The sequence below is a fragment of the Microbacterium sp. genome (genome assembly GCF_036277215.1).
Lineage (GTDB): Bacteria > Actinomycetota > Actinomycetes > Actinomycetales > Microbacteriaceae > Microbacterium.
Map to the genome: position 1 here is coordinate 1 of NZ_DASUNI010000126.1, position 6327 is coordinate 6327.

The following is a 6327-nucleotide window of genomic DNA, read 5'->3' on the forward strand; positions in this document are numbered from 1 at the left end:
CGCCAGCGCCCGGGCAGTCCGTCCGAGCCCGGCTCGCGCCACACGCAATGATCCCGGAAGGCGACGATGTCGAGGTCGGTCGGCGGAGCGGGGATGACCGGGTTCGCGGCATCCGTCGACCACTCCAGCAGGTCAGCCGAACCTGTGGCCACGCACGGCAGTTCGATGCCGTCGTGACGGCCCGAGTAGACCAGCGTCGGTATGCCGCCATCGTCCACCAGCACGCCCGACCAGCAGCCGTCGACGTCGGGCCCCTCGCCGGGCTCCAGTGCGATCGGAAGGTTCTCCCAGTGCATGAGATCGGTGCTGCGTGCGTGTCCCCAGTGGATCCGGTCGTGGACCGCAGCGAACGGGTTGTGCTGGTAGAAGAGGTGGTACCAGCCGTCGCGCTGCGTGAGTCCGTTGGGATCGTTCAGCCACCCTGCGGGTGCGACGAAGTGGAACGCCGGTCGGTGCGGGTCGCGCGCAGCACGCGCCGCGAGTTCAGGTGCCGCCACGTCGGGGCTGCCCGAGGGGTGAGCGCTCATGCGGCGTCGTTCTCCTCGTCGATTGCGGCCTGTTCCAGTGCGGTTCCGGGTGCGTCCGCCGGCGGTGCGTAGAGGCCGCAGCGCACCCAATGCTCCGGCTTCTCGCTCAGCCTGTGATACACCGGCTTCTCGGTTGAGCACGGCTCGGCTGCCTCCTCCGACCACGAGCACTGCGTCGGCCGCAAGACCTCGCGACGCAGCTGCGCTCGCTCGATCGCATCGAAGGGATCCGTGCGCTTCGGGTCGGGCACCGCCGAAATGAGCAGTCGGGTGTAAGGATGGGCGGGCTGTGCGAGCAGATCCATCGAGTCCCCGCCTTCGACGAACTCGCCCGCGAACATCACCACGATGCGGTCGGCAAGATAGCGCGCCGACGCGAGGTCATGCGTGATGTACAGCATGGAGATGCCCTGCTCTTCGCAGAGATTGCGCATGAGATTGAGCACCCCGATCCGCACCGAGACGTCGAGCATCGACGTCGGCTCGTCGGCAAGGAGAAGACGAGGGTTCACCGCAAGCGCGCGGGCGATGGCGATGCGCTGCCGCTGCCCACCCGAGAGCTCGTGCGGATAACGGTCGAGCATCTCCTCGGGTAGCCCTACCTTCGCCATCAGCCGACGCTTGGCCTGCTCCAGCGCGGCGCGGCCGGAGGCGGCGCCATGGATGCGCAGCGGGCGTTCGAGGAAGTGCCCGATCCGGTGGACAGGGTTCAGCGAGCCGAAGGGATCCTGGAAGATCATCTGCACCGCCGAGCGGTACTCGCGCGTCACGCGCCGCTTCGAGGTCGCGATGATGTCTTCGCCTTCGAATAGGAAGGTGCCTCCGGACGGTTGCTCAAGGCGCGCGATACAGCGTGCGAGCGTGGACTTACCGCTTCCCGACTCGCCGACGAGTGCGACGATCTCACCGTGGCCGATATCGAGGTCGACCCCGCCGAGCGCGCGGACCTGCTTGCGGGAGAAAGACCCCCCGATCGAGAATGTCTTCTGCAGTCCCCGCGTCGAGAGCACCGGGGTGTCATGATCGGTCATGCGATGGCCTCGGTGATCAGGTCGGCGTCAGTGCTCGGCGCCACCCAATGGGTCGGTGTCACCGCTTCCAGGTCGGGGATGTCGCGGAACCTCACGCCCTCACCGAGGCCACGAAGACGCGTGCGCGGACCCGTCATGGGAGGGAACGCGTTCATCAGCGCGCGGGTGTACGGGTGCTTCGGAGCATCGAAGATCTCCTGCGCCGGCGCGGTCTCCACGAAGCGGCCGGCGTACATGATCGCCATCCGGTCGGACAGCTCGACCATCAGAGATATGTCGTGCGTGATGAAGAGGATCGCGAATCCCAGCTCTTGTTGCAGGTCCTTGATCTGCGCCATGATCTCCTGTTGCACGACCACGTCGAGCGCTGTCGTGGGCTCATCCATGATCAACAGGGGCGGCCGCAGTGCCGTTGCCATTGCTATGACCACGCGCTGCCGCATCCCACCGGAGAGCTGATGCGGGTAAGACCGCAGGCGGTCCCGCGGGATGCCCACGAGATCGAGCAGCTCACCTGCCCGAACCATGGCGGTCTTCTTCGACACGCCCTCGTGCGTGGTGAAGATGTCCGCGATCTGGTCGCCGATCGTCATCACGGGATTCAGCGAGTTCATCGCGCTCTGGAAGACCATCGCCACCTGACGCCAACGAAAGTCCCGCAGTTCGTTGGTGCTCAATGCCAGCACGTCCGTTCCGGCGAATCGGATGGATCCTCCGGCGATGACGGCGGGGTCGCGCAGCAGGCGCAGGATCGCATTGGCGATCGTCGACTTTCCGCAGCCGGACTCGCCGGCCAAGCCGAACACCTCACGTTCGGCGATCGAGAACGTGACCCGGTCGACCGCGCGGACGGTGCGGGCCTCGGTGACGTACTCGACGCTGAGATCTTCGATCTCCAGCAAGGGAATGCTCATGGGGTCTGCTCCTTCTGTGAGATTGCGGCCTGCACTGAGTTGTTTCCGGCGGATGCCGCAACCCGCGTGGGCTCATCGGGGGTGGTGCGGCGGCGCGGCCGGCGCAGGCGTGGGTTCGTCGTCTCGTCGACGCCGTAGTTGACCAGCGCTAGCGCGAACGCGACGAGCGCGATGCAGACCCCGGGCGGGACGAACACCCACCAGGCGCCAGTCAGCAGGGCGCCGTCGTTGCTGGCCCAGTAGAGGTTTGTTCCCCAGCTGACGGTGCTGATGTCGCCGAGGCCCAAGAACTCGAGGCCCGCCTGCGCGCCGATGCCGAAGATGACGCAGGCGAGAAACGTGCTCATGACGATCGACGCCATGTTCGGCAGCATCTCTCGGAACATGATGCGGAGGCCGCTTTCACCGGTCACCTGTGAGGCGCCGACGAAGTCTTTGCCCCGGATCGACATCGCCTGCGAGCGGAGCACGCGTGCAGACCCGGCCCACCCGGTGATGACGAGCACCAGGATGACGGTGCCGAGTCCTTGTGGCAGGAACGCTGCGAGGATCACGAGCAGCGGCAGACCGGGCAGTAGCAGGAACACGTTGGTGACGAGCGACAGGAGGTTGTCGACCCAGCGTCCAAGATAGGCCGATGCCAGGCCGACGAGGAGGCCGACGAGCGTTGCCAGAATCCCGACGGAGAAGCCGACGAACAGCGACGAGCGCGAGCCCCAGATATTAAGGGCGAGGACGTCTTGACCCTTTGCCGTGGTACCGAGCCAGTGCTCTGGCGAGGGTGGCTGAGAGCCCATCCCGGTGATGAGGTTGGGGTCTCCGGGCGAGATGACGGGCGCGAAGACCGCGATCAGAAGGAAGACGATGAGGATCACGATTCCTGCCACCGACTTGGTGTTGCCTACGAGGCCGCGAAGGAGCCCTCCGCCGCCGCGCTTACGTGGCGGGGGCGGTGCGGCTTGGGGCTGGCCGTCGGGGCCAGGCGCCGTGCCGAGATCGAGCTCGGCCATCGCCTGGGGATTCTGTGCGAGTGACATCACGCGCTCCGTTCAGCTCACGCGCACGCGCGGGTCCAGCCGCACGTACACGATGTCCACGAGGAAGTTGGCGATCAGCACGAATGTGGTGATCGTCAGGAAGAGCCCCTGCATGAGGGGGTAGTCGAGGTTCTGCACCGCGGAGAGCAGCGTGTAGCCGATTCCCGGGTAGGCGAAGACGACCTCGGTGAGCAGTGCGCCGCCGACGAGGAAGCCGAGCGACATCCCGAACGCGGTGACGGAAGGCAGCAGCGCGTTGCGCGCCGCGTAGTTCGTCCTGACACGGTTGGGCCGCAGGCCCTTGGCCTCGGCCATGACGATGTAGTCCTCGGCGTTCGTGGCGATCATCGTGTTGCGCATGCCCAGCATCCAGCCGCCGATCGAGACGAGCACGATCGAGGTGGCCGGCAAGATGAGGTGGTACGCAACATCGGCGATGAAGGCGAGGGAGAACTCGGGGGTCATGCCGACCCCGTAGGCGTGCCGCACCGGGAACCACCCGAGCGTGACCCCGAAGACGTACAGCAACCCCATGGCCAGCCAGAAGTACGGGAACGAGCCGATGAAGATGAGAAAGGGCGGGACGTAGGAGTCGAGGACTCCGCCGCGGCGCCACGCCGCAAGGATGCCGAGAACGTTGCCGATGATCACTGCGATGATCAGCGACACGAAGCCCAGGAGCAGCGTCCAGCCGATGACACTGCCGATGACGTCGATGACCGGCGTCGGAAACCTCGAGATCGAGAAACCGAGATTGCCCGTGAAGAGCTGGCCGAGGTAGCGGAGGTATTGCTCCCACAGCGGGGCGTCGCTGAGCCCGAACGACTCCTTGAGGGCCTCGATCTGGTCGGGGCGAAGCTGACCTTGGAGGCGCGCGACCATGCGCGATACCGGGTCTCCCGGCATGAAGCGGGGGAGGAAGAAGTTGAGGGTGATCGACACCCAGAATGCGACGAGATAAAACCCGAAGCGTCGCAGCATGTAGGCCATGTTGTGCCTCCTGGTTCGGCCTGCTGCGCCGCGGTCAGCGACGCAGCAGGACGAACCGTTTCTCAGTCGGCGGTGACTGGCTCGAGGGTGGTGAGGACGAGGACCGTCGTCCGCGAGCGCGTTGACAGCGTCGCGTAGGGGTTGTCCTCGGTGGGCCAGCCGGTGAACCGCTCGGTGCTCGCAGCCCCCCACTCGGGGCCGGGGAAGAGCGGAGCGACTGGGGCGTCCTTGTCGAAGAGCGCCTGCAGCTGGTTCGCGACGTCGTGCTGCGCAGCCTCGTCGGGTGCGGCGGCGAACTGTGCGAGGAGCGCGTCGGCCTCCGGGCTGCCGTAACGGTGGTAGTTGTCGAACGTCTGCTCGCCGACCGGCTTCACCGTCTCGGTTCCCATCACGCCGCGATAAAACTGATAGGGCGTGGGGGCATTGGCGCTCCAGACGATGCCGGAATCGAACGTGCCGTTCTCATAGCCGGCCACCACGTCGCCCCAGTCCTTCGCGGCGACGGTGACCGTCACACCGAGCTCGGCGAGGTTCTGTGAGATGACGTTGCCCACCGATACCCAGTCACTCGAGGTGGAGCCGACCGAGAAGTCGAAGGCGAACGGCGTGCCGTCGGGAAGGACGCGCTTGCCGTCTGCGCCGAGAGTGATGCCCGCGTCATCCAGCAGCTCCCCTGCGCCGTCCAGGTCACGGCCCGTCCACGTGCAGGACTCGACGACCGCCTCGTCGCGCCACGTGTCATACGAGCCGGTAAGCCCGGTGCAATCGGCGGGATACGTGTAGCCCTGCATCCCGATCTCGGTGACCTGCTCGCGATCGACCGCCATCGACAGCGCCTTGCGAACACCCGGGTCATCGAACGGGGCCTTGGTCGTGTTGAACTGCCAGTTGATCATCGACCCCGTGGGCGGGAACCAGTAGAACCGGTTGTCCGCGTCCTTCGCGACGTAGGCCTCCTCGATGTTCGGGATGAACTGCGGCGCCCAGTCGACGTCGCCGTTGGCGGCGGCGAGGTTCGCTCCGTCATTGCCCGCGAATGCCAGCATCCGGATGCCTTCGATCTGCTGCTTCTCGGGTTGCCAGTACTCGGGGTTCTTTCCGAGATCGAAGGACTGAGCCTGGAAGTTCGTGACCTCGGTGTAGGGACCGGTCCCGACCGGCTCCTCATTGGCGAACTTCGTCGTGTCGTCCACCTCGCTCCAGATGTGGGCGGGCGCGATGATCTGCTGACCGATGTCGAGCAGCGCGGGTGAGAACGGCTCGTTGAAGTCGAACTGCACGGTGAGCGGGTCGACCGCGGTGACGGTCTCGATGTAGTCGAAGCCGCCACGGATCTCACGCTGCAGGTCGAACGAGAGCACGACGTCGTCGGCGCTGAACGGTTCGCCGTCCGACCACTTCACGCCATCACGCAGGTGGTAGGTGATGCCCGTACTGTCGGGAGCCACCTCCCATTCGGTTGCCAGCCACGGGGTCGTGGAGCCGTCTGCCGGGTTGTAGATGAGCATTGATTCGTAGATCGCCTGCTGAGTCATTGGAAACTCAGGGTTTGAGAACGGGTTGAAGTTGCGGTCGAACGTCCCCATGTCCTCGCGGGGAATGGTGAGCAACTGGGTCCCGTCCAGGGAGCCGGCGGAGTCGCCTCCGCCGGCACTGCAGCCCGTAAGCGCGAGCGCCCCGGACGTCGCCAGAGCGGCAGCGATGAGCACCGCTCTTCTGAGACCTGTCATGATGAGTGTTGTTCCTTTCTTCGTTGAAGCCGAAGGGGCCGCGTGTCGGTCGAGATGTCCAGTCACACCGACGCGCGTTCGAGGAGCGGGCAGTCGAC

General features: G+C 65.8%; 5 protein-coding genes and 1 pseudogene. All 6 read right to left on the reverse strand.

From position 1 onward, the window contains the following. A pseudogene (locus VFX99_RS06490) lies at window positions 1–527 on the reverse strand (glycoside hydrolase family 32 protein); the annotation flags it as partial. Then, a complete protein-coding gene (locus tag VFX99_RS06495) occupies window positions 524–1558 on the reverse strand; it encodes an ABC transporter ATP-binding protein (RefSeq protein WP_329665499.1) in 1035 nt (344 codons plus the stop codon). The pseudogene VFX99_RS06490 and the gene VFX99_RS06495, both read right to left, overlap by 4 nt. Continuing rightward, window positions 1555–2472: an ABC transporter ATP-binding protein gene (locus VFX99_RS06500; protein ID WP_329665500.1), complete on the reverse strand. Its 918-nt coding sequence runs from the start codon at window positions 2470–2472 to the stop codon at window positions 1555–1557. The genes VFX99_RS06495 and VFX99_RS06500 overlap by 4 nt, the downstream gene beginning before the upstream one ends. Continuing rightward, a complete protein-coding gene (locus VFX99_RS06505; RefSeq protein ID WP_414684327.1) occupies window positions 2469–3482 on the reverse strand; it encodes an ABC transporter permease in 1014 nt (337 codons plus the stop codon). The genes VFX99_RS06500 and VFX99_RS06505 overlap by 4 nt, the downstream gene beginning before the upstream one ends. A 39-nt stretch (window positions 3483–3521) precedes the next feature. Then, entirely contained in the window at window positions 3522–4499 is a 978-nt protein-coding gene (locus tag VFX99_RS06510; RefSeq protein WP_329665502.1) for an ABC transporter permease, read from the reverse strand. A gap of 62 nt (window positions 4500–4561) precedes the next feature. Beyond that, entirely contained in the window at window positions 4562–6229 is a 1668-nt protein-coding gene (locus VFX99_RS06515) for an ABC transporter substrate-binding protein (RefSeq protein ID WP_329665503.1), read from the reverse strand. Window positions 6230–6327: the final 98 nt, after the last annotated feature.